Genomic DNA, 22,941 nt, shown 5'->3' with positions numbered 1-22,941 from the left:
TGAAGTGTTTATGACCCTTCTTGGTTGTCACTGATACTTTTGTTGAGTCTGTGTAGTAGTTGATCTGGAGTTTCGTTATCTCTGGGTTTGAGTACGGCATAGCGTAGCTGGAAGGGAATATGGCGATCACTGAATATGAATGGTGCAGAGTTAAGGTCTCGGGTAATGTGCTCCAAAATTGCTTCGCCCTGTAGCAGGTTTGTGTCTGGTAAAACTATTGCGAAGCGGTTTTTTTCCAATCTCCCGATATCTGCACTTGAATCGCAAATTCTTTTCAGGTTGTAGCTTACGAATTCTAAAAGAGCGTCCGAAGCTGTTTCGCCCTGTTCTTCCATCAGTGTGTGGAAGTTATTAATATCAACTGCAGCTATGCTGCAGATATTTCCCTGACTATGTTCATAGAGACCACTTAACAAAGTGGTGATCCATTCATGGCGGTTAAGTGCGGTCGTTGTTGGATCAAGTTTGCTTTGGGCATGTATTTTCTTTTGTTTACGCAGATTATCACTTTCACTTTTATCCAGCTTGGAAAGCAATGAATTATAAAAGGTGGCGATATGACCAGCTTCGGAAGTGTTTGCGACAGGGATTGGCTGTGAAAAATCACTCTTAACAGCATGCATGCTCATTTGCACTAATACATCGAGCATAGGTGTTCGTGCATCATGTTCCGCTACATTTAACCCGGTATGTTCAGCTTCCAAACTAACCCTGAGTGGAGCGACTCTATTCACCAGGTTGAAAAAGAGCCATGATCCAACGAAACAAAATAACCCAACACACACAATACCCACGATCTGAATCAAGAAAAGCGATTGCCATTCGTTAATAGTGAGTTCTGTGAAGAACGGAGCTGTCACAGTACCAAGAATTCCACAACTCAGATGAACGGGTATGGCTCCAACAGTGTCATCAATTTCGAAGAGCTCAAGAGCTTTGATTGAGTAAACAACTGCAAAAGCAGATAGTATTCCCATCATAATAGCCTGCCAGGGCGCCATGATGTTGCTGGCCGCAGTGCTGGTTACCAGCCCTCCGAGGCCACTGTTGAGCATCAGGAGAACATCAGCTTTATTTTTCTGGGCATAGTTCAGTAGTGCCGATGACACAATTGCTGCTGAGCCACAAAGCAAAGTGTTAAGCAGAATCATCGGTGTATTTTTTGTAAGACCCAGCTCACTGCCTCCATTAAATCCCAACCAGGAAAACCAGAGCATCAGGGTGCCAATGGCAATCATTGGTATGTTGTCCGGACGAAACAAACTGGTCTCTTGTTTGCCAGTAAGTGGATGGATGTCGGTCTTTTGTTGGAAGCGCCCAGCTCTGGGACCAAGTGTAATCACTGCCGCAAGTGCAACCCATCCGCCCAGTGAATGAACAACGGTTGCACCGGCAAAATCAACAAACCCTAATTGTTGCAGCCATCCGCCTCCCCAAATCCAATGACCAACAATTGGGAAAATCAGACTGGCAACAAATAGAGAACTGATAAGGTAACCGCTGAATGTAATACGTTCGGCGGCAGCTCCAGAAAGAATAGTGGTTCCGGTTGCGCAGAAAAGTCCGATGAAAAGAATTAGTAAAACAGTATCGGATTCAATATTCCTTGATAGAGATGTGGTGAGCCAATCACCAGGGGCTCCAATCAGGCCAGAGATGGAATCGCCATACATAATTCCATAACCCAGAATGCTGAAAACAAGTAGCGATATGGCCAGATCAATGGAATTCTTTATCACAACATTGATGTTGTTTTTGGCGCGTACATAACCGGCTTCAAGACAACAGAAACCTATTTGCATTATTACAAGCGCCAAAATGCAAACCAGCATCCATAGAGAGTCGAGATCCATTGAGCCATCCTTGGCTGTAAATTTCTTTATTCGATAAGAGTAGTGCTTATTTGTTCAATAAGGAGGGCGTCCACGTTTCAATATGGTCTTTACGGCTGGCAGAAAGTTTTTCAGCTGAAAGGTCCTGCCAGCTATCTCCATGCCATTGCTTATAAAGGCGTCGCAACCATCCGGGAGTGTAGAGAGGAAAGGGGAGAAGAAAGCGACTGCGCCCCAGTTCCTGCAGGGTGCCTTCGGGTTTGCCTTCAGCATCAATGGCAAGATCAGCCGCGTAAATTTCGATGTCTTCAATACGGTCACCAATCATCTGGACAACATTAACCGGCTTACCAGTAACCTGACCTGTGCGAATAGCCGTAAACCGCATACGCTTGCTTGAGTCTCTCATGTCGCTGAAGTCCCCGAACATCAGCAGGTGTTCGTTGTCAGGCATAGGGATGCCAGTTGCTTCCAGAGACGCCAGCAAAGGTGCTCTCATATCAACGCCTTTTTCGGACTGGCTTGGTCTGTTGGTAACGTAAAAGATTTCTCCTCCAGCCTCTTTCACCGCATGAAGATATTCCTTGGCACCTGCTACTAAAACCTGTGGCTGTTGCAAACCGGCCCAGTGGTTAAAGAGTTCGAGGGAGTTTTCTGTATGGTTATTCAGAAAAACATGGGCTGGGAATTGAATGTTTTGAACAATGGTTCCATCAATATCAATAATAACGGCAGCGCCTTGTTCCGGCAGAGGTTGTTTCCAGTACTGGCTGGCCTGGTTATAAATCTGCCGTGTAATAAATGGGTATTCTGCAGACTCGGTTGTCCACTCCAGCAAGTGCCCCATTTCTTGTCCGCGATAGAGTTTGTCAGAAGCTAAAAAACCTAAGGGAGATTCCTGAAAGTCACCCACCAGTTTTTTTGCTTTATCCTGCCGTAAAGCCTGTTCTTCATCGGGTGAGTGAGGACAGTAGCCATGGGTAACACATTCCCAGGTGCCATAAGCCGCATTTGTTTGTAGAAGACTGCGCTGTCCTGGTGTTGTGGGGTTATCTTTCAGCCACTGTTTTTGAGTGTCTGATTTAACGGGAAGCTCAAGCCCAAGATCTGCAATCTTATCGCCAATAGTGAGAATGATCTGCCTGTTATCCTGCTCACCCCATTGCCGGATCAGGTCACTCTTCTGGAATCCTGCACTGATTTGCAAATGTTTGGGATCGGAATAGGGAAGGTCAGCCTTAGCGAGCATGTCCAGAGTACTGCTGGCGATAACTGGATCAGGGTAACGTGCGGTGAGGTAAAGAATTTCAACTCCTTTACCGGACGCATTGGATAAGAAATATTTTGCTCCGGGAGTCAGTCCGGGAGGTTGAGACTGCCACCAGAGGTAATCACGTTCTTTGGTAAGCTTTTCATTGGTGCCAATAAAACCTGCAAAGTAAGCGGATGACTGGATAATGGTGTCATCAATATCAGTCACCAGAGCCGGTTTTTTTCCTGAGGCTTTGGCTTGTTCCAGCTGTCGGTCAACCACATCCGCAGCCATATTAAATGTTTGCCAGGACAAAGCCTTACTCTCTTCAGATCGCTGTTGCCAGAGCATAGCCAGAGTGGTTTGTTCATAGAGGTCTTTCCATTCAAACGCATAAAGCTGAGCGGAAAAGAGCAAATAGAGAAGTACAAAAATTTTGCGGGCTGGTTGGATCATATTCGCCTCCCATAGAACAGGAGACGAGAGATTAGCTGGTATTTCTGACTAAGGTGCTAACAAGTAGGAAAGCGGCGCTGAGAATTGTAAACGGCTGTGTTAAAGACAGAACTCAGGAGAGTCTGTCTTTAAAATCACTGTACCCAAACTCTTTGATAACTCTTAAATCATTGGTTTCAGAATTCCAGATAGCTAAAGCTGGTAAACCAATGCCATTAAATGTACTGGTTTTCACCATGGTGTAATGGGCCATATCATCAAACATCAGCCGTTGACCAACGGTGAGTAGTTGATCAAAGCTGTAATCCCCCATCACATCTCCTGCCAGACAGGTTTGTCCACCAAGTCGATAAGTATGTGATTTTTCGTTCGGTAAACCTGCCTGAAAGATGTCTGCCCGATAAGGCATTTCCAGTGTGTCTGGCATATGGCAGGTGGCTGAGGTATCCAGAATCGCCAGATCCATAGTGTTATGAGTGATATCCAGAACCTCACTGACTAATACACCGGAATGAATCGCAATAGCTTCACCGGGTTCTAGGTAAACCTGTACCTGATATTTATTCTGGAAAGCTCTGATGCGATGGATCAGAGCGTCAACATCATAACCCGGAGCTGTGATATGGTGGCCGCCACCAAAGTTCACCCATTTCATAGTGCGGAGAATATCGCCAAACTGTTCTTCTACGGAGGAAAGAGTTCTGTCCAGAGGTTCAAATTCCTGCTCGCAGAGAGTATGGAAATGCAGCCCGGAAATCCCCTTTAAATCCTGACCTTCGAATTCACTGGGAATAATACCAAGCCGGGAGCCGGGGGCGCAGGGGTCATAAATTGGCGTGGCTCCTTCAGAATGAAGAGGATTTATACGCAAGCCAAATTCGAGTGTTGGATGTTGAGCTTTTGCCTGCTGGATAAGTGGTTGAAAACGATTCCACTGGCTAAACGAATTAAAAACAACGTGGTCGGAAATGTTGAGAATTTCTGGCAGGTCTCGTTCAGTGTATGCCGCTGAAAACGTGTGGACTTCTTGGCCGAATTCTTCTCGACCGAGCTTTGCTTCATAGAGTCCGCTGGCACACGTGCCCGACAGGTAGCGGCTAATCAAAGGAGCCAGGCTGAACATGGAAAAGGCTTTTAGAGCCAGCAGGACTTTGGCTCCAGACTCCTGCTGAACGCGAGCCAGGATTTTCAGGTTGTTTTCAATGGCCACCTCGTCCATAACAAAGCAGGGGGAGGGCACTCTTGCTGGATCAAATTGATGAAACGTATGTGCTTTAACCATATCAGTTAGAGTTCTTTTTTTATGTCATCAACAGTGTCATCACCTGCATGTTCGATAATATCGGCAGGAGCATCCACTATACCTTTTAATCCACCTTCCACAGCCTGCTGGGAAATTGTTCCTGCGGCATGTTCAGCATCTGATATCAGCTTCTGCACATGGCTCAATGTCTCTGGTGTCATTTGACGCACAGCAGAAACTTCCTGCAGGACAGAGGGCACCGTCTCAGTACGTAAGGCATTGGATTCCTTGATAAGTAGCGGTAGAGTCTCGCTGCGAATCGCTGTGATTTCTTTTAGAACAGCTGGAATCTGTGCATTTACTGCATTGATTGTGTTTCTTGTTTGAGCCAGTTCAGCGTTAATAGAGGGAATTTGTTCTGACAGGTTTTCGCTGAGTTTTAACCAGGACTGGATATCCAGTTGCTCTTCGGTTTTTTCAACCTGGCTGAGAATAGTGGGTAGCGAGACTCTCACAGCGTTGATTTCATAAGCAACATAGACGAGGCTGGCAGCCAGTGCGCACAGAGAAAAAGAGAAAGTGAGAGACGATATAAATTTTAATTTGGTCACGGCTAGTCAATCGAATGAATAGAAAAACGCCTCCCAAGCCAATCTCGAGAGGCAGGTCTTTTATATCAAATTAAAATCTGGATTTTCCATTACTTTCCATGGCAGTCCGTATTTATTCATATCTTCCATGAATGGATCAGGGTCCAGCTGTTCCATATTCCAGACTCCTGGTTTCATCCACTTGCCTTCGATCATCATCTTGGCACCAATCATAGCCGGAACGCCGGTGGTGTAAGAGATGGCCTGGGACTGAACTTCCTGATAACAATCCTGATGATCTTTGACCTGGTACACGTACACAGACTTCTGTTCACCACCTTTCACGCCCTGAACCACACAACCAATGCAGGTTCTGCCCTTGGTGCGAGAGCCAAGAGTCGAAGGGTCAGGCAGCAGGTGTTTCAGGAACTGAATAGGAACAATTTCAGTGCCGTTAAAGTTTACTGGTTCAATGCCAGTCATGCCCACATTGCCCAGAACTTCCAGGTGCTTCAGGTAATTGTCACCAAAGCTCATCCAGAACTGGGCTTTCTTGATACTCGGGTAGTGCTTGGTCAGTGATTCCAGCTCTTCATGGTACATCCGGTAAATATTGTATTCACCAACACCGTCCGGGCAGGTGAAACTCTGCTTAAGTGACATAGCCGGTGTTTCAACAAACTCACCGTTTTCCCAGTGGCGACACTCGGCAGTCACTTCCCGAATATTGATTTCCGGGTTGAAGTTGGTGGCGAAGGGATAGCCGTGATCACCACCATTCACATCAATAATATTCAGAGTATGAATTTCATCGAAGTAATGTTTAGCAGCATAAGCGGTAAACATATTAGTGGCACCGGGATCAAAACCGGAACCCAGAAGTGCCATCAGGCCAGCTTTTTCAAACTTCTCCTGATAAGCCCACTGCCATTTGTATTCGAACCTGGCAGTATCCAGGGGCTCGTAGTTGGCGGTATCCATATAGTGAACACCTGTTTCCAGGCAGGCATCCATAATGGTTAAGTCCTGGTAAGGCAGGGCTACGTTGATAACCAGAAATGGTTTTATCTGATTGATCAGTTCGACCAGTTCCGGAACATTGTCCGCATCAACCTGTGCCGTTTCTATGGGGCGACTCAGCTGTTCCGCAATAGCCTTGCACTTGGATTCTGTACGGCTGGCCAGAACAATCTCAGTAAAGACTTCCGGCAACTGTGCGCATTTATGGGCGACCACCTGGCCGACACCGCCTGCACCGATAATTAACACTTTTGCCATGATTTCATTCTCACTCTGTTATTTTTAAACGAAGTTGTTTTCCCCGAAGGACGCTTCTCCTAAAGGGTTATTTTTCATAGTAGGTATAGCCTTGCATGCTGGCATTGAAGGTTTTCATCATGTCCTGCCGCTCCCTTGCAGTAATGCGGCCTTCCTTAACGGCTTGTTCTGCAGTGTTGCGGAATTGAAGCTGCATTTCTTTCGGCTGGTATTCCACATAGCTCAACACATCAGCAATAGTGTCGCCGTGGATCTCTTTCACGAAATCGTAGCTGCCATCATTGTTCAGCCGAACGCTAACGACATTGGTGTCTCCAAACAGATTATGAAGATCGCCAAGAGTTTCTTGATAGGCTCCTACAAGAAAGACGCCAAGGTAATACTCTTCACTCTCTTTCAGAGAGTGCAGAGGAAGGGTTTCTGCTGAGCCTTCCCAGGGATCGATAAACCGATCAATCTTGCCATCACAGTCGCAGGTGATATCTGCAAGTACGGCCTGTCGGTCGGGTTCTTCGTTGAGTCGGTGTACAGGAATAATTGGGAACAACTGATCAATCGCCCAGATATCTGGCAAAGACTGGAATAGGCTGAAGTTCCCGTAATAGATGTCAGAAAGTGAGACTTTTAACCCTTCAAGATCTGCCGGAATTCGTTGCATCTCATCCAGCATGGCTGCGATGCGTTGCAGAATTTCCAGAAACAGGTTTTCGGCAATAGAGCGGTTCCGCAGATCAAGCTGCCCCTGTTTAAAAAGCTCTCTGATTTCCTGCCGGTGGAAGTGGGCATCGTTGAAACATTCCTGAGCACGTTCTGGTGTCAGGTATTCAAAGATTTCCCGCATCTTTTCCAGTTGAGGGTGTTCATGATCAGAGGCACAAAGAGCCTTGTCAGGTTCAAATGAGGTGACATCAAGAATATTGAACAGTAGTACTGAGCCATAGGCGACGGTAGCACGGCCAGATTCGGTCACAATTGTAGGGTGAGCTATGTCGTATTGATCAAGAGTGGTTTTCAGGGTGTCGACTATATCTTCGCAATACTCTTCCAAACTGTAATTGCGACTCTGCCCATCATTGTTTTTAGCGCCGGTGTAATCCACAGCCAGGCCGCCACCCAGGTCAATATGAGTCAGGGCAGCACCTTCTTTCACCAGATCTGTGTAGTATCTGCAGGCTTCAACAATACCGCTGCGAATATCACGGATATTGGGAATTTGTGAACCAAGGTGGCAGTGAAGAAGTTGCAGGCAGTGCAACATATTTTCTTTCTTCAACAGGTCGACAGCTGCGATCAACTGGGTGCTGGTCAGACCGAAAACACTGCGATCACCGCTGGTAGAATTCCAATGGCCGCTAACCTGACTGGTCATTTTGGCGCGCACACCAATCATGGGTTCCACACCAAGAGCACGGCTTCGCTCTATGATGATGGGAAGCTCGGCAGGAGTTTCGACCACAAAGAAACAGTCGAAGCCCAGTTTGATGGCATTAAGGCCAAGCTCAACAAACTCGGCATCTTTGTAGCCGTTGCAGATAATCAGACTGCCGGGTTCACGCAAGGTGGCCAGTACGGCAATCATTTCTGGTTTGCTGCCCACTTCAAAACCATGATTAAAACGGGCTCCGAAAGCGGCAACTTCTTCTACAACCTGAGCTTGCTGGTTGACCTTGATTGGGTAAACGCCGCGATAGCGATTGTTGTAACCAACCTCGCAGATTGCTTTACGAAACGCTTCATTCAATCGAAAAAGCTGCGCATCCAGAATGTTCTCGATTCTGAGAAGCACCGGCATCTGCAGATCCCGTTCAGCCATTTCTTCGATAATGTTCAGAAGGGGGACTTCAGTGTTCAAGGTTTTCGCTGTGACTTCACCACGACTGTTGAGGCCGAAATAATCGTTGCTCCAACGGTGAATGCCATAAAGCTCTTCGGCTTTGCTTATATCCCAGAGGGTACTTTGATGCTCGGGAGAGGATCTCTTTTCCAAATAATCGCCCTCAATTGGCAGTGGCTGCCTGTTGTCTTTATTGGTGGACTTTTTATTGTCGTTACGCCCAAACCGGAGCGCAATTCTGCTTGAAAAATAACCTGAGAGGCAAGAAAGAAAATACCAAAAAAATCCCCCACTATTTATAGCAGGGGATTATGAAGGGATCAGTTTTTATTGAGGGCGATATTATTGAGCTTTAAGGGTTTGGCCGTTGATTTCTCTACTGTCGCTGCCCATCAAATACAGATACAGTGGCATAATGTCTTCGGGAGTTTTGAGTATTTCAGGGTCTTCTGCCGGATAGGCGCTGGCTCTCATGGCTGTGCGGGTAGCACCAGGGTTGATGGCATTAGAGCGCACCTTGCTGATTCCATCTTCCTCATCGGCCAGAACCTGCATTAGCCCTTCAGTAGCAAACTTGGAAACACTGTAGGCTCCCCAGTGAGCTCGACCTTTGCTGCCAACGCTGGAGCTGGTGAAAATCACCGAGGCTTCAGGAGCTTCTCGCAGCAGGGGAATCAATTCTCGGGTAAGGAGAAATTCTGCATTCACATTCACCTGCATAACTCGCTGCCAGGTATCAGGGTCATATTGGAACAGTGGCCCAAGGCGACCCAGCAGACTGGCGTTGTGGAGCAGGCCATCCAGACAGCCAAACTCTTCAGCAATAGTGCTGGCGACTTCCTGGTAATCATGAAAGGTTGCAGTTTCAAGGTTCAAAGGAACGATGGCTGGTTGTGGGTAACCGGCCTGTTCAATTTCGTCGTAGACTTTTTCAAGTTTCTCGGTGGTTCGCCCAAGCAGGATAACTGTTGCTCCGTGCTTCGCGTAGGTGAGAGCCGCAGTGCGACCAATTCCATCGCCAGCGCCTGTGACCAGAATTACCCGGTTTTCCAGAAGGTTTTCTGGTGCCTGATAGTCAAACATGGTCAGTTTCCTTAATTGACTGCAAGGAGCCGCCTTTATAAATAGTTATGATAAGGCGGCAGGTGTTTTATAAACGTTAAACGATCGTGTTTGTCGGGTTACCCGGGCAGATTCCAATCGCATTCATCCAGCCATTCCAGAAGACCCTGAGGGGACTCGGTATTATAGTCGGCCTGCCATGTATCTGGATCATCTTCTGGGGCAATAAAACCGTACAGTGCCGTGACTGTCACCATGCCAGCAGAGTGACCTGCTTGTATGTCTCGTTCATGATCACCAACATAGACACAGGTAGACGGGTCACAGCTCAGAGTGTCGGAAGCCTGCCACAAGGATTCCGGGTCGGGCTTACTCTTTTTCACATCGTCCGGACAAACTAGCACGCTGCACCGTTCACTTAGGCCAAGCTGATCTAGCAATGGAAGTGTTAAGGGTCTGGGTTTGTTGGTGACAATGCCCCAGGGAAGTCCACGAGCTTCAATGGCTGCGAGCAACGGTTCAATGCCTTCAAAAAGAACGGCTGGTTTTTCTCGCTGAGGGTTCGCAGTGTGGGTTTCGTAATTCACCAGCAGGCGGTTGCGCAGGGTATCAAAGCCGGGTTCATCGGACTGTAATCCGTAACCGAGAGTGATAAGACCACGGGAACCGTTGGAGACATTGGCCCGAATCAATTCGGCAGGCAATGGTTGATAGTTGTCCTCGCACAGCATGGTGTTGAGGGTGTGGACGAAATCCTCCGAAGTGTCGAGAAGTGTGCCGTCCAGATCAAATAATACCGCCTGGATTTCACTCGTCAGGCTGCCTTCCATTGTCGTCATTCCTGTGGTCTTGGCTTAAGTATGTTTTTAGTGAGTGGCTTTCGGATGTTGTTATCGGAAGCCACTCATTTGTTGTTTTATAGGAATCGCCTACCGGCTTCAAGCATCGGTGTCAGTATCCGCAGGAAGAGTGGTATGAATCATATAATTCACATCCAAATCCCTTTCTTGTAACCAGTAACGCTTGGTTAAAGGGTTGTAAAGCAGGCCGGTAGAGTGATGCACTTCCAGTTCGGCTCTACGACACCAGCCGGTTAACTCATGGGGGCGGATAAACTTTTTGAACTCATGGGTGCCTTTTGGCAGCAGGTTCAAAATGTATTCCGCACCAGCAATGGCAAACAGCCAGGCTTTAGGGTTGCGGTTAATAGTGGAGAAGAAAACATGGCCCCCCGGTTTGACCAGCTTGGCGCAGGCGGCAATAACCTTTGATGGATCAGGAACGTGCTCCAGCATTTCCAGACAGGTGACAACATCGAAGCTGGCGGGTTGGTCTTCTGCTAACTGCTCGGCAGTAACCTGTTGATAATTCACTTCGACGCCACTTTCCAGTCCGTGAAGTCGGGCGACAGAAAGTGGCGCTTCTCCCATATCAATGCCGGTAACCTTGGCTCCTCGGCGAGCCATGGATTCACTGAGAATGCCGCCGCCACAACCCACATCCAGAACAGTTTTCCCTGCAAGATTTACACGCTGGTCAATGTAATCCAACCTGAGCGGATTGATCTGGTGCAGCGGGCGGAATTCGCTGTTCTGGTCCCACCAGCGGCTGGCCAGAGCCTCAAACTTGGCTATTTCCTGATGGTCAACATTGCTCTGGTGGCCAGAATTATTTTTGTGTCCTTCAGTCATGTCTTTCTGCTTATCCCTGACGGCTTGCGGATATACGTTTCTGCCACTCGTTGGCACGCTGTTTCAGCCAGGCTTCATCAAGCGTGGTGAGATGGCGATCTTCCATCAGCGCTTTACCGTTGACCCAAACGTGGGTGAACTGGTTGCGACTGGCGGTGTAAATCAGTTGAGAAACCGGGTTATATACAGGCAGGTTTTCCAGCTCATTCATAGCGATAGCTGCGATATCGGCCTGCTTGCCAACTTCAAGGCTGCCGGTCTGGTTTTCGATGCCCATGGCTCGGGCACCATTAATGGTTGCTGCTTCCAGTGCTCCCCAGGCACTGAGGGCAGTGGCATCCTGTCCTACGGCTTTGGCGATCAGGGATGCCGTGCGGGTTTCGCCGAGCATATCCAGATCATTGTTGCTGGCACAGCCATCGGTACCAATAGCTACATTAACACCTGCCTGTTGCAGTCGTGCAATGGGGCTGAAACCGCTGGCGAGTTTGAGGTTGGATTCCGGGCAGTGAAGAATACTGCAGCCGTTCTGGGCGATCAGCTGAATTTCTGCTTCGTTCAGTTGGGTCATGTGGGTGCACTGGAGACGGGGAGACAGAAACCCAAGATCGGCCAGTCGACGAAGAGGGCGCATGCCGGTTTTTTCAATGGCATCGCTGACTTCCTGGGCGCTCTCATGGATGTGCATCTGTACATTAACATCCAGCTGCTCTGACAGGGTAATAATCTCTTTTAAAGGACCATCACTGACAGAGTAAGGCGCATGGGGGCCAAAACCGACTAGAATGCTGTCCTGGTTGCGGAACAGGTCAACAACTTCAAGGCCTTTGTATATATAGTTAGCAGCGTCTTTCGCCCAGTTGGTAGGGAAATCCAGTACCGGGAAAACCAGCTGGCAGCGCATGCCGCCTTCCAGTGCTGCATGGCCAGCGGCATCGGGATAAAAATAGTTATCGCTGAAAGTTGTGGTGCCGCCGCGAATCATCTCCGCCATGGCCAGACGGGTTCCGTCATGAACAAAGTCTTCGTTAACGAATTTGCCTTCTGCTGGCCAGATATGATCTGTCAGCCAATCCAGTACCGGGAGGTCATCGGCCATTCCCCGGAACAGGCTCATGGCTGCATGGCCGTGGGTATTGATAAAACCGGGAATCAGTGCATGGTCGCTAAGTGTCTGGATATTATCTGCAGACCACTGGGTTTTGGCTTCAGATGTTGGCAAGATCGCGGCAATCTGCCCGTTAATTATGGCCAGAGAGTGATCTTCCAGAATGGCTTTTGAGCCATCCACGGTGATAATCCAGCGTGCATGAATCAGGGTGTCTGCATGCCGGTTTTCATGTTCGTTCTCTACAGCTGAGGTGGTCATTTACCATATCCACATTCTGACTTTTACCGAGTATACCTGAATCAGGCGCGCTGCGAGCAGGTGTGAAGCCGGAAAGGTATCGATTTATTAACGGAAGTGATTGAATAGCAAGCAGATAGATTGAGTAGGTACCCCCTGATTGTGGTATGATTTACCGCTTTGCAGTCGGATGTCGCAGTAGCAGACAAAACGCAGGGCGCATTTTCAGCTTTAGCGTTTAATACCGTGGTAAACCTGTGAGCGCGGGACGCTCCGGGTGACGATAGGCTTTTCAAGGATTTTTAGGCACTTATGGTAGATACAGCAAACCAAATTCTACCGGTCAATATCGAAGACGAACTCAAGCAGTCATATCTTGACTACGCGATGAGCGTTATCGTAGGCCGGGCATTGCCGGATGTGCGTGATGGTCTCAAACCGGTTCACCGGCGCGTGCTGTTCGCCATGAACGAGCTTTCCAACGACTGGAACAAGCCTTACAAGAAGTCTGCCCGTGTTGTTGGTGATGTTATCGGTAAATATCACCCTCACGGCGACTCTGCGGTGTACGACACTATCGTTCGTATGGCTCAGGATTTCTCCCTGCGCTATCCACTGGTAGACGGTCAGGGGAACTTCGGTTCTATTGATGGCGACTCTGCTGCGGCCATGCGTTACACAGAAATTCGCATGGACAAGCTCAGCCATGAACTACTGGCTGACCTTGATAAGGAAACTGTGGACTACGTGCCTAACTACGATGGCACTGAACAGATTCCTGAGGTTTTACCAACCCGCGTTCCCAATCTGCTGGTGAATGGTGGCGCTGGTATTGCGGTGGGTATGGCCACCAATATTCCACCCCATAACCTGACTGAAGTCGTAAGCGGCTGTCTGCATCTTCTGGATAATCCGGATGCTGGCGTTGACGACTTGATGGAATTTATTCCTGGTCCGGACTTCCCGACTTCCGCCATCATTAATGGTAAAGCGGGTATTCTGCAGGCCTACCGTACTGGTCGTGGCCGTATCTGGATTCGTTCCCGCGCGGAAGTGGTCCCTGATCCGAAGAAAAATCGTGAAATCATTATTATTCACGAGCTGCCTTATCAGGTGAACAAGGCCCGGTTGATTGAAAAGATTGCCGAGCTGGTTAAAGAGAAAAAGATTGAAGGCATAAGCGAAATTCGTGATGAGTCCGACAAGGACGGTTTGCGGGTTGTTATTGAGCTGCGCCGTGGTGAGGTGGGTGAAGTTGTTCTGAACAACCTTTATGCCCAGACCCAGCTGGAAACCGTGTTCGGTATCAACATGGTAGCGCTGGTTAATGGTCGTCCTCAGACCCTTGATCTCAAACAGATGCTGGAAGCGTTTGTTCGTCACCGTCGTGAAGTTGTAACCCGTCGTACGGTTTACGAACTGCGTAAGGCCCGTGAGCGTGGTCATACTCTGGAAGGTCTGGCTGTTGCCCTTTCCAATATTGATCCGGTTATTGAAACTATCAAGAGGTCCCAGACTTCTGCAGAGGCGAAAGAAGCGCTGATGGCTCAGGCCTGGGATGCTGGTCTGGTTCTGAACATGCTGGAAAAGGCAGGCAGCGATTCCTGTCGCCCTGATGATCTGCCTTCTGCTTACGGTATTGATGGAGACAAGTATCGTCTGTCGCCACAGCAGGCTCAGGCAATTCTGGAAATGCGCCTGCATCGCCTGACCGGTCTTGAGCATGAAAAACTGCTGACCGAATACCGTGAACTGCTGGATAAAATCGCCGAACTGGTACTGATCCTTTCTGATCCTATTCGTCTGATGGAAGTTATCCGCGAAGAGCTGGAAGCTGTTGTTGAAGAGTATGGCGACGAGCGTCGTACAGAAATCACAACGTCCCGCCGTGACCTGACTGTTGAAGACCTGATCACCGAAGAAGATATGGTGGTAACCCTGTCCCGTACAGGTTATGCCAAGACCGTACCTCTGAGTGAGTATCAGGCCCAGAAACGAGGCGGTAAAGGTAAGAGTTCCGGCTCGCTGAAAGAAGAAGATTGCGTAGAACATATGCTGGTGGCGAATACCCACACCCAGCTGTTGCTGTTCTCCAGTAAAGGTAAGGTTTACTGGCGCAAGGTTTATGAGATTCCGGTAGCCTCCCGTACAGCCCGTGGTCGCCCGATTATTAATATTCTGCCTTTGGATGAAGGTGAGCGTATTACGGCTATGTTGCCGGTGTCTGAATACAGTGAAGACAAGTTTGTTGTCTTTGCCACCGCTCGCGGAACAGTTAAGAAGACTGCTCTGCAGGCTTATTCCCGTCCGCTGTCGTCCGGTATCCGGGCTATTAATTTGGTGGAAGGTGATGAGCTGATTGGCGTGTCTCTGTGTGAGGCAGGTCGTGAAATCATGTTGTTCAGTGATGCCGGTAAGGTTGTTCGCTTTACTGAAGATCTTGTACGTCCAATGGGCCGTGTTTCTACTGGTGTTCGCGGGATCAGGCTGCAGGAAGGTCAGGAGGTTGTGTCCCTGATTGTTCCTGAGGGTGATGGTCCTGTCCTGACAGCAACTGCCAACGGCTTTGGTAAGCGCACCAGTCTTGAGGAGTACCCAACTAAAGGGCGTGCGACTCAGGGCGTTGTATCCATCAAGGTGACTGAGCGTAATGGTTCGGTGATTGGTGCGGTGCAGGTGAGCGAAGAGGATGACATTATCCTGATCTCTGATCAGGGAACCTTGGTTCGTACTCGTGCGGCCGAAGTTTCCATGGTTGGCCGTAACACGCAGGGTGTACGTCTGATCCGGGTTTCCGAAGGTGAGCAGCTTGTAGCCCTTGAGCGAGTTGAGGAGTTGGAGGAAGAGCAGGTTGAAGATGGTGTTGATGTGGCGCCTGAGGCCTCCGCAGAACCTCAGCAAGGTGTTGATAGCTCAGAAGAGAGTGATCAGGACTCTTAAATAGCAGTATTAGAAACTGATAGGGCGGGTCATCGAAGGGTGGCCCGCTTTTTTATGGCTAAATTTTGAGCGCCTTGTTAGGTATTCTTGCTGGAGTGTTAGTGTTCTTATTGGTGTTGAAAGGCAGGCTTTAGGCTCTACGGATTGTTTTGGGGGCTTGTTATGTCGTTACCGGTGTCTGCTGTATCAGTTATGAACTGGGGTCTCTCCTGGTGTAAGCAGTCAGATAATGGTGGCAGCTTGCGATCAAATATTTCGACTGAGCGGGATCTGCCTATATTGCCCCTGATGAGGCGTTGCCTGTTCACATGTTGACGAATGTTTCTTTCAGTGAACGGGATGTGGATATCATCAAGCCAGGAGAAAGTTTGAAAGAGTCTGAGTCTGCTCCGGCAGGGTTTATCACTCTGAAGCCTGAGCTGGAAGTGCCTCGTTATGAGCAAGTGACCAAAAGTCTTGATGCTGCCGGGTGTAAGTCTCCCCGTGATCTGGTTGTGCAGAGTTTGGGTGGTTTTGCTGATGGTGAATCGATGCTTCAGGAATACGATGACTTTCAGAGTAGTGTTAGCCTTCATCTTTCTATGGCGAGTCGATTGTCTGAGGCGTCTGTTGGAAACTCAGTTGAGGTTCAGGAGGCCTGGTCCTGGAATCCTTTGCGGTGGATCGGCAGCTTGGTGTGCAAGTGGGTGCGGAATATGACACCTGGGCAGCGAAAAGGTTGGATCGAGAGGATTCATAACTGGGAGCACACTCTGGGCAATACTGTTCGCAAGCAACTGGTGTTCAATGGTTATAAATACTTCCTCAAGGCTGCGTTTATTGTGTTGGGTATGCAGATGCCGATCTTTATGGCTGATGCGTTCAGTATGCTCGACATTGAACTGCGTATGAATAGTTTGAGGGCGACTCGCGGCTAAATTTCCTGCCTTTCTTCAGGTAAAGCATCATATAATTCTGCTTCGTGCAGGCTTGCCCGCCTTGGGGTGAGCCAGAAGATCCAGGAGTAGAAATGATAAAAACACTTCAGGCTGGCGATAAGGCCCCCGCGTTCTCTTTGCAAAATCAGGATGGTGAAACCGTTAAGCTTTCAGATTTTTCTGGTAGCAAGGTTCTTGTCTATTTCTATCCAAAAGCGTTAACCCCCGGTTGTATTACTCAGGCGTGTAGTTTGACGGAAAGTCGTCCTGAGCTGGATGGTCTTGGTGTTCAGGTTCTGGGTATTAGCCCTGATCCCGTTAAAAAGCTGAAAAGCTTTGAAGAAAAGAAAGCGCTGAATATTACTTTGTTGTCTGATGAGGATCATGCCGTTGCTGATCAGTTTGGCGTCTGGGGTGAGAAGAAATTTATGGGGCGCGTGTTTGATGGTATTCACCGGATAAGCTTTCTGGTTGATGAGCAAGGCTCTGTTGAGCATGTATTCAATAAGTTCAAGACCAAAAACCACCATGAGGTTGTATTGGCCTATCTAAAGGGCGAATAAGTATTTTTAATGCTGAATGAAAGGCGATTTGTTTCGCCTTTTTTTTATTTCGCGTAAATATTGCTGGTTATGTTGCTAAATAGGCGTTGTTTGTCTGTTTTCATGGTGGTGGGGCGTATCGTCATTTCGGTGTTTTCTATACAATGCGAAATGCTAAGAGGTGGGTGTCAGTGTTCAGTCAATAGATAGGGCTGATGTTGGTTTGTCTCTTCGAATGAAACCAGAATGGTAATGGTCTGAAGAAAATGGCGAGAGTGCATAATTTTTGTGCTGGACCTGCGGCTCTGCCTCAGGAGGTTCTTGAGCAAGCCCGGGATGAGATGCTGGATTGGCAGGGGCACGGGCTGTCGGTTATGGAAACCAGCCACCGTACTCCCGAGTTTATGGCGGTTGCTGAAACCGCAGAGCAGGATCTGAGAGATCTGCTGGCAATCCCTGATAATTATCGTGTGCTGTTTATGCAGGGTGGGGCAACCCTCCAGTTTGCCATGGTGCCATTTAATCTGATGGGGGCTTCTGGCAAAGCGGACTATATCAATACTGGCCACTGGTCGACGAAGGCAATTAAAGAAGGTCGCCGGTTTGGTGATGTAAATGTTGCGGCTAGCAGTGAAAACAGCGGCTTTATGACTGTACCTGATCGGGGCAGCTGGCAACTCGATCCTGATGCCGCTTATGTGCATTACACCCCTAATGAAACGATTGGTGGCTTGGAATATGACTTTATTCCGGATGTGGGCGATGTGCCGCTGGTTGCGGATATGTCTTCCAATATTTTGTCTCGCCCGTTGGATGTTAGTCGTTATGGCGTGATTTACGCCGGAGCGCAGAAGAATATCGGACCTGCAGGTTTAACTATTGTGATCGTACGCGATGACCTGCTGGGTAAGGCGATGGATGCCTGCCCAACACTGATGAACTACCAGAATGTCGCTGATAATGATTCCATGCTGAATACGCCGCCAACCTTTGGTGTTTATCTGGCAGGCCTGGTGTTTAAGTGGCTGAAGGGTAAGGGGGGCCTGGAAGCTATTGAGAAGGTGAACCTTCGTAAGGCCGCTAAACTTTATCAGGCTATAGATGACAGCTCGTTCTACAGCAATCCGATCGATCCTCGTTACCGTTCCATTATGAATGTACCTTTCCGTCTTGCGGATGATGGTCTGAATGCTGAGTTTCTCGCACAAGCAGCAAATAACCAACTGCTCAACCTGAAAGGGCATCGGATTGTCGGTGGTATGCGAGCCAGTATTTACAATGCAGTGCGGGAAGAGTCCGTTGATGCGTTGTTGGAGTATATGGCGGACTTTGAGAAGAAACATTCCAAGTAATTATTGTCTGAAATTAAGGTGTTAACAGTCAGCCGCTGGAAATAATGGGCGGTCAGTAAAAGGTGTCGCTTACCATGAGTACACAGGATAAGGATCAGGAAAACCCTCTGGACGGATTGCGTCAGCGGATTGATCAGCTGGATACATCCATAATGCAGTTGATCAGTGAGCGAGCCAGTGTTGCCCAGAAAGTTGCCGAAGTGAAGCAGGCAGCGAGTGGTGAAGCAGTGTTTTATCGCCCAGAGCGTGAGGCTCAGGTGCTGCGCTCTATTATGAGCAAAAATAGCGGCCCTCTGGATGATGAGGAGATGGCTCGCCTATTCCGGGAGATTATGTCGGCCTGTCTGGCGCTGGAGCAGCCAGTGCGGGTTGCTTATTTAGGCCCTGAAGGTACATTTACCCAGCAGGCGGCTTTGAAGCATTTTGGCCATTCTGCGGTCAGTGTGCCAATGAGTGCTATTGATGAAGTGTTTCGTGAAGTTGAGGCTGGCGCTGTCAACTACGGCGTTGTGCCGGTGGAAAACTCTTCGGAAGGGGTGGTGAATCACACCCTTGATACCTTTGTGAATTCCTCTTTGCAGATTTGTGGTGAAGTTGTGCTGCGTATTCACCATCACCTTCTCTGTGGTGAAAATACCCGTAAAGATAAAATTACCCGAGTCTATTCCCATGCTCAGTCGCTGGCCCAGTGTCGTAAGTGGCTGGATGCTCATTTGCCTATGGTTGAGAAGGTTGCGGTTAGCAGTAATGCTGAAGCGGCCCGTCGAGTTCGTGGTGAGTGGAATGCGGCGGCGATTGCCGGAGATATGGCGGCAGAGTTGTACGACCTTGAAGTGATGGCGGAGAAGATTGAAGACGAGCCAGATAACTCTACTCGTTTCCTGATTATTGGTAATGAGCAGGTGCCAGTGAGTGGTGCGGATAAAACGTCTGTTGTCGTTTCTATGCGTAACAAGCCTGGTAGTTTGCACCGCCTTCTGGCGCCTTTTCATTGTTACGATATTGATTTAACCCGTATCGAGACCCGCCCTGCGCGTAGTGGTAACTGGAACTATGTGTTCTTTGTTGATTTCACCGGCCACAAAGATGATCCCAAGGTGCAGTATGTTTTGCGGGAAGTCGAAGGCTTGGCGGCGGAGTTGAAGATTCTGGGGTCCTACCCCAAGGGTGTGTTGTAGTTTTTGCCCAAAGGTTTTGAGGGGAATAGGGTGAGTTGTGATTTTTTAAAAAGTGCTGTGAAAGGTGTGCAAACCCTGCAGCCTTACCAGCCGGGCAAACCGGTTTCTGAGCTGGCCAGAGAGTTGGGGCTGGATGAAGCTGGCATTATAAAACTGGCCAGTAACGAAAATCCTCTGGGGCCATCGAGGGCGGTTCTTGACGCTATCAATAATGGGATGGCAGAACTTACCCGTTATCCCGACGGCAGTGGTTTTGAACTCAAGCGTGCCTTGTCTGCAAAGCTGAACGTTAATGTCGAGTCCATTACTTTGGGTAATGGCTCCAATGATGTGCTGGATTTAATAGTCCGCTCCTGGGCAGCTCCGGGTGATGAAGTTATTTTTTCTGAGCACGCTTTTGCGGTTTACCCGATTTCAACGCTGGCTGCGAGCGGTGTGCCGGTCAAGGTTCCGGCTGTTGATTATGGGCACGACCTTGATGCTATGGCTGAAGCTATAACAGAAAAGACTCGTGTCGTATTTATCGCTAACCCCAATAATCCAACCGGAACCTGGTTGTCCCGTGATGAAATTGCCAATTTCTTAAAGAAAGTGCCTGAGCATGTTCTTGTCGTGCTTGATGAGGCTTACTGTGAATATATAGAAGAGCCATCTTATCCTGATGGTTTGCAGTGGCTTGATCGGTATCCCAATCTGATTATCACCCGTACTTTTTCCAAGATTTATGGTCTTGCCGGTTTGCGCGTTGGTTACAGTGTATCCAGTCCAGCTATTGCTGATGTGCTGAACCGTGTGCGTCACCCGTTTAACGTAAATAGTCTCGCATTGGCCGCCGCTGTCGCGGCTTTGAGCGACGATGACTATGTTGCCCAGAGTCGACAGTTAAACAGCGAAGGCATGGCGCTTATTCAGAGTGGGTTGGAAAAACTGGGGCTGGATTATATTCCTTCCCTGGGGAATTTCCTGACCTTCGATACGGGGCAAAGTGGTGAGGCGGTCTATGACGCTTTGCTCAAGCGTGGAGTTATTGTGCGCCCGGTTACTGGTTATGGTCTGCCTCAGCACCTGAGGGTTTCTATTGGCACGAAGGAAGAGAATCAGTCTTTCCTCGATGCGCTTCCTGAAGCGTTGGCAGAAGTGGTTTCTCAATGAGTTCGTTGTCTGCAATGTCGTCAGGTGTCTCGATGTTTCCTGATTTAAAAGAGTGTCGTGTTTTGGTTGTTGGGCTGGGGCTGATCGGTGGCTCTCTTGCGGCAGCGCTCAAAAACAGAAATGTTTGTCGGGAAGTTATTGCCTGGGATAGAGATCCTCAGTCGCTGATTCTCGCGAGAGAAAAAGGTATAACCGATGGCTCGGCTGACTCTCTGGAAGCAGGGGTTGCTGCAGCTGATATTATTGTTCTGGCTGTACCTGTTCTGGCTATGGCTGAAATGGTGCGAACAGTAGCCACTTTTGATTTGGCCGGAAGGGTTGTGACTGATGTTGGCAGCTGTAAGCGCGATGTTGTTGCGGCGGCCAGAGAGTGTTTTGGTGATGCGTTAGTCGGCTTTGTTCCGGGGCATCCAATAGCAGGGTCGGAAAAAAGTGGAATCACTGCGGCCAAGGCTGATCTTTATGAAGCTCATAAAGTGATAGTGACACCTTTGCCTGAAAATGCAGTGGGCGCTAGCCGCCTGGTGCGAAGCCTCTGGGAAAGTGTTGGAGCTTTGGTGTTGGAAATGGGTGTAGAGCACCACGATCAGGTTCTGGCCAGAACCAGTCATCTTCCTCATCTTCTGGCCTTTTCTCTGGTGGATACTTTAGCCGGAGATCGGGATAGCCAGGATATCTTCCGTTATGCTGCTGGTGGATTTCGGGATTTCACTCGTATAGCAGCGAGTGATCCTACTATGTGGCATGACGTTTTTGTTGCAAATCGTGATGCCTTGCTTGAGGCTCTTGATGAATTTTCACAGGGTTTGCAGCAGATGTACGCTGCAGTTGAGCAGGGTGACAGCCGGGCGATGACGGGTATTATTACCCGTGCCAAATCGGCCCGGGAACATTTTACTCGCATGCTGGAAAGCCAGTCTTATCTGAAATCTATGAGCAGTCAGTCTTCTACTACCTATGTTGCCCGTCCGGGCGGAACGGCGACCGGCACCTTGCGTGTGCCGGGCGATAAATCCATTTCCCACAGATCCATTATGCTGGGCGCCCTGGCTGATGGGAAAACCGAGGTGACCGGTTTTCTGGAAGGAGAGGATGCGCTGGCAACCCTTCAGGCCTTCCGGGATATGGGGGTTGTGATTGAAGGGCCAAATGATGGTCGTGTGACTATTTATGGTGTTGGTCTTCATGGTTTGCAGGCTCCTCCCGGCCCACTGTATCTGGGTAATGCCGGTACAGCCATGCGTCTGATGGCGGGTTTGATGGCTGCACAGAAGTTTGATGTCACTTTGACTGGTGATGAATCCCTGTCCCGGCGTCCGATGAATCGTGTGGTTAATCCTCTTCGTGAGATGGGTGCCGAAATTGAAACCACGGAAGGTGGTAGGCCACCGCTGGTTATTCGTGGTGGGCATCAGTTGTCCGGCATAGATTACGATATGCCTATGGCTTCCGCTCAGGTAAAATCCTGCCTGCTTTTAGCAGGCCTCTATGCTGACGGTGAAACTTCCGTTCAGGAACCGGGTGTTACCCGAGATCATACCGAGCGCATGTTGAATGGTCTGGGTTGTCAGATTTCCAGTGAAAGTGGTCGGGTATCTGTGCAGGGTGGCGGGCATCTGACCAGTGCTGAGGTAATTGAAGTTCCTGCTGATATCTCTTCAGCGGCGTTTTTCCTGGTAGCGGCATCGATTGCTAAAGATGCCGAGTTGCTGCTGAGTCATGTGGGTATTAACCCAACCCGTACCGGTATTATTGATATTCTCCGGTTGATGGGAGCGGATATTTCCCTGGAAAACCAGCGGGAAGTCGGCGGAGAGCCTGTAGCTGATATCCGGGTGCGCTCGGCGCAGCTGAAAGGTATCGAAATTCCTGAAGAGCTGGTGCCGCTGGCTATTGATGAGTTTCCCGTACTGTTTGTGGCGGCATCTTGTGCCGAAGGCGATACCGTGCTGAAAGGTGCAGAGGAGCTTCGGGTGAAAGAGAGTGATCGAATTCAGTCTATGGCTGATGGATTGAACGCCCTTGGGGTTAAAGCGGTTGCTCTGCCTGACGGTATGAAAGTTCCTGGGTGCACCGATCAGGGTGTATTTGCCGGTGGCACTGTTCACAGTCACGGTGATCACCGTATCGCTATGGCCTTTGCGGTTGCTTCTTTGCGGGCCCGCGATGATATACGAATTCTGGATTGCGCCAATGTGGCGACATCCTTCCCTAACTTTGTTGATCTGGCCCACTCTGTTGGGTTGAATTTGGTCGAAACGGAAAGCTAGAAAG

At 49.0% G+C, this 22,941-nt stretch carries 17 protein-coding genes; 7 read left to right on the top strand and 10 right to left on the bottom strand.

Annotation, left to right across the window (positions count from 1 at the left end):
- Positions 1-8: 8 nt before the first annotated feature.
- The 10 genes from ACY2RR_RS13525 to ACY2RR_RS13480 all read right to left on the bottom strand — a co-directional run bounded on the left by ACY2RR_RS13525 (position 9) and on the right by ACY2RR_RS13480 (position 12,607).
- Positions 9-1,853, bottom strand: coding sequence for a diguanylate cyclase domain-containing protein (locus tag ACY2RR_RS13525; RefSeq protein WP_490108682.1), 1,845 nt, complete (start codon positions 1,851-1,853; stop codon positions 9-11).
- A gap of 46 nt (positions 1,854-1,899) precedes the next feature.
- A complete protein-coding gene (locus ACY2RR_RS13520; RefSeq protein ID WP_490108681.1) occupies positions 1,900-3,540 on the bottom strand; it encodes an HAD family acid phosphatase in 1,641 nt (546 codons plus the stop codon).
- A 112-nt stretch (positions 3,541-3,652) separates the two neighbouring features.
- On the bottom strand, positions 3,653-4,822 hold the full coding sequence (gene nspC, locus ACY2RR_RS13515) for a carboxynorspermidine decarboxylase (protein ID WP_490108680.1): 1,170 nt from the start codon (positions 4,820-4,822) through the stop codon (positions 3,653-3,655).
- Positions 4,823-4,827: 5 nt separating this feature from the next.
- Positions 4,828-5,394 (bottom strand): hypothetical protein, encoded by a 567-nt coding sequence (locus ACY2RR_RS13510; RefSeq protein ID WP_490108679.1) that lies wholly within the window; start codon positions 5,392-5,394, stop codon positions 4,828-4,830.
- Between the two features lie 60 nt (positions 5,395-5,454).
- Positions 5,455-6,651 carry a saccharopine dehydrogenase family protein gene (locus ACY2RR_RS13505; RefSeq protein ID WP_490108678.1) on the bottom strand — a complete coding sequence of 399 codons (1,197 nt, stop codon included), beginning with the start codon at positions 6,649-6,651 and terminating at the stop codon, positions 5,455-5,457.
- Positions 6,652-6,718: 67 nt separating this feature from the next.
- Positions 6,719-8,638: a biosynthetic arginine decarboxylase gene (speA, locus tag ACY2RR_RS13500; RefSeq protein WP_490108677.1), complete on the bottom strand. Its 1,920-nt coding sequence runs from the start codon at positions 8,636-8,638 to the stop codon at positions 6,719-6,721.
- Positions 8,639-8,827: 189 nt separating this feature from the next.
- On the bottom strand, positions 8,828-9,568 hold the full coding sequence (locus tag ACY2RR_RS13495) for a YciK family oxidoreductase (protein ID WP_490108676.1): 741 nt from the start codon (positions 9,566-9,568) through the stop codon (positions 8,828-8,830).
- Between the two features lie 98 nt (positions 9,569-9,666).
- Positions 9,667-10,386 (bottom strand): HAD family hydrolase, encoded by a 720-nt coding sequence (locus tag ACY2RR_RS13490; protein WP_490108675.1) that lies wholly within the window; start codon positions 10,384-10,386, stop codon positions 9,667-9,669.
- A 99-nt stretch (positions 10,387-10,485) separates the two neighbouring features.
- Positions 10,486-11,238, bottom strand: a complete 753-nt coding sequence (ubiG, locus tag ACY2RR_RS13485; RefSeq protein ID WP_490108674.1) for a bifunctional 2-polyprenyl-6-hydroxyphenol methylase/3-demethylubiquinol 3-O-methyltransferase UbiG — start codon at positions 11,236-11,238, stop codon at positions 10,486-10,488.
- Between the two features lie 10 nt (positions 11,239-11,248).
- On the bottom strand, positions 11,249-12,607 hold the full coding sequence (locus tag ACY2RR_RS13480) for a TRZ/ATZ family hydrolase (RefSeq protein WP_490108673.1): 1,359 nt from the start codon (positions 12,605-12,607) through the stop codon (positions 11,249-11,251).
- Positions 12,608-12,898: 291 nt separating this feature from the next.
- Between ACY2RR_RS13480 and gyrA the strand changes: the two genes are divergently transcribed.
- From gyrA to ACY2RR_RS13445, 7 genes are all read left to right on the top strand, one after another.
- A complete protein-coding gene (gyrA, locus tag ACY2RR_RS13475; RefSeq protein WP_490108672.1) occupies positions 12,899-15,526 on the top strand; it encodes a DNA gyrase subunit A in 2,628 nt (875 codons plus the stop codon).
- A 308-nt stretch (positions 15,527-15,834) separates the two neighbouring features.
- Entirely contained in the window at positions 15,835-16,443 is a 609-nt protein-coding gene (locus ACY2RR_RS13470) for a hypothetical protein (RefSeq protein ID WP_490108671.1), read from the top strand.
- 92 nt (positions 16,444-16,535) lie between these two features.
- Positions 16,536-17,006 (top strand): thioredoxin-dependent thiol peroxidase, encoded by a 471-nt coding sequence (gene bcp / locus ACY2RR_RS13465; protein ID WP_490108670.1) that lies wholly within the window; start codon positions 16,536-16,538, stop codon positions 17,004-17,006.
- A 245-nt stretch (positions 17,007-17,251) separates the two neighbouring features.
- Positions 17,252-18,337, top strand: a complete 1,086-nt coding sequence (gene serC, locus ACY2RR_RS13460; RefSeq protein ID WP_490108669.1) for a 3-phosphoserine/phosphohydroxythreonine transaminase — start codon at positions 17,252-17,254, stop codon at positions 18,335-18,337.
- Positions 18,338-18,411: 74 nt separating this feature from the next.
- On the top strand, positions 18,412-19,515 hold the full coding sequence (pheA, locus tag ACY2RR_RS13455) for a prephenate dehydratase (RefSeq protein ID WP_490108668.1): 1,104 nt from the start codon (positions 18,412-18,414) through the stop codon (positions 19,513-19,515).
- Between the two features lie 30 nt (positions 19,516-19,545).
- The gene (gene hisC / locus ACY2RR_RS13450; RefSeq protein WP_490108667.1) at positions 19,546-20,667 is read left to right on the top strand and encodes a histidinol-phosphate transaminase; all 1,122 of its coding nucleotides are present in this window, start codon (positions 19,546-19,548) and stop codon (positions 20,665-20,667) included.
- Between the two features lie 32 nt (positions 20,668-20,699).
- A complete protein-coding gene (locus tag ACY2RR_RS13445) occupies positions 20,700-22,937 on the top strand; it encodes a bifunctional prephenate dehydrogenase/3-phosphoshikimate 1-carboxyvinyltransferase (RefSeq protein ID WP_490108666.1) in 2,238 nt (745 codons plus the stop codon).
- Positions 22,938-22,941 lie beyond the last annotated feature (4 nt).

This window comes from Parendozoicomonas sp. 2304DJ65-17 (assembly GCF_058148445.1).
This window is presented reverse-complemented; position numbering and strand designations above follow the sequence as displayed.